This is a genomic window from Mesorhizobium sp. M4A.F.Ca.ET.050.02.1.1, from assembly GCF_003997725.1.
In the GTDB taxonomy this organism is placed as follows: domain Bacteria; phylum Pseudomonadota; class Alphaproteobacteria; order Rhizobiales; family Rhizobiaceae; genus Mesorhizobium.
On sequence record NZ_RZSG01001113.1, the window covers coordinates 1 to 1,479 of the forward strand.

Annotated in this window: 3 protein-coding genes; all 3 read right to left on the reverse strand. The window is 64.8% G+C overall.

What is annotated here, in order from left to right:
- Positions 1-832 (reverse strand): winged helix-turn-helix domain-containing protein (locus EOA33_RS35475; protein ID WP_190234491.1); only part of this gene is annotated, 832 nt, incomplete at its 3' end.
- Between the two features lie 64 nt (positions 833-896).
- Positions 897-1,103: a hypothetical protein gene (locus EOA33_RS35480; protein WP_126055285.1), complete on the reverse strand. Its 207-nt coding sequence runs from the start codon at positions 1,101-1,103 to the stop codon at positions 897-899.
- Positions 1,104-1,293: 190 nt separating this feature from the next.
- On the reverse strand, positions 1,294-1,479 hold a 186-nt coding region (locus tag EOA33_RS39525), incomplete at its 5' end, for a hypothetical protein (protein ID WP_210212647.1).

Genomic DNA, 1,479 nt, shown 5'->3' on the forward strand with positions numbered 1-1,479 from the left:
CGCCATAGCTGCGCAGCAGAGCCATGCCGCGCAGCAGATGGAGGTAGGCCTCGACATTGGCGGTGGATGCGGGCTGGCCACGCCGCATGACCGCGCTTTCGACGTTGGTGACCAGCGCCGTCGCGATCCGCTGAGCGACCGTTTTCTGGAAGGCGAAGATATCGCCTTTGACGAACGTGAAGCCTTGCGACCAGACGCGACGGCCGGATGCCGTCTCGGTCAGCACGACGCGCGCGCTGTAGCCGCCTCCAGCGGATTCCACGACCCCTTCCGCTATGTAGTCGGCGCCGAGCCGTACGGCGGTCGCGTTGATATCCTCCGTCCAATGCTCGGCGAGCGCGAAGGCCGAGTGGCGTGCCATCACCGCTATGGTCTTGAAGTGGGACAGCGCGTTGGTGATCTCCTCGACCGCGCCGTCGAACAGCACCTTGCCGGGCGCGTCGCACGTCTCAACGTGGAACGGCAGGATGGCGACCATCGGTTCGGCCGCCCGTCGCGGCTGAACCGGCACTTGTGCCCGCGGATCTGCGGCCTGCATTTCGGCGGCCTGGAACAGATAGCCGCGTCGGGGGACGGTACGGATCAGCGCCTGCGCCTCGTCACCGATCGACTTGCGCGCGTCGCGAATGCACTGGGTGAGCGAATCCTCGGTGACCATGGTGTCCGGCCAGACCGCCCGCAACAATTCGTCCTTGCTCAGCACCCTGCCGGAATTGCATATCAGGAACGCGAGAAGCTCAAAGGTTTTCGGCCGGACCGGCACGATCTCGCCGTCACGCCTGAGCGTGCCCAGGTCAAGATCGAGAACCGCGCTGCCGATCTGTTGCGACAAGCCCTTGCCCCATCGTCGCGCACCTTCGCGCGGCGATTATCGGAGCGGCAGAATGCCCGCAAGGTCAAGTCCGAAAGAAGCCGCCCGGAAAAATGAAGTGCGGAAGGATTGGGCGAATCCGGAGCCATAGGCTCGGCCGCCCGCCGGACCGGGGTGCCGGATCGCACGGCGACTGCCGCTCGAAATAGGCCAGCATCTCATTGGCTTCGCCGCAGATGAACCCGGCAACGCCCATCGACAGGATGCGCTGCGTTTCCTCCTGCGCCAGCATCGAGGGCCAAAGCGCTCCTTCAGCTTTCTCACGCATGATCGATCTCCAGGATCAGTGGTTTCCCAGTCGCTCCGAGGCCTGTATTGCTTCAGCATTGCCGCAACGCGCGCTCGCCGTCCTGAACGGCTGCTGATATTTTGCTGAAATCGGCTCTCGGCGCCGCGGCCCGGCGACCCCGGCCTTTTCGTTGCTATTCGCTCGCCAGCGCGTCGAAGTGGGGACAGCGCGGCCGGGCGCCGACGGGGACGATCTCATATCCGGCCGCGATCAATTCCAGCTTCATCTCCTCGAAATGCCGCTTCGAGCCGCTGGCGATCGCATCCGGGCGCGTAGTCCCAGCCATTGCGGGCGGCATTGGCCAGTATGTCGGCATAGA

What these genes read in the sequence shown, in the direction of transcription:
- EOA33_RS35480 (WP_126055285.1), bottom strand. Translation starts at nt 1,103, where the DNA reads ATGCTGGCGCAGGAGGAAACGCAGCGCATCCTGTCGATGGGCGTTGCC.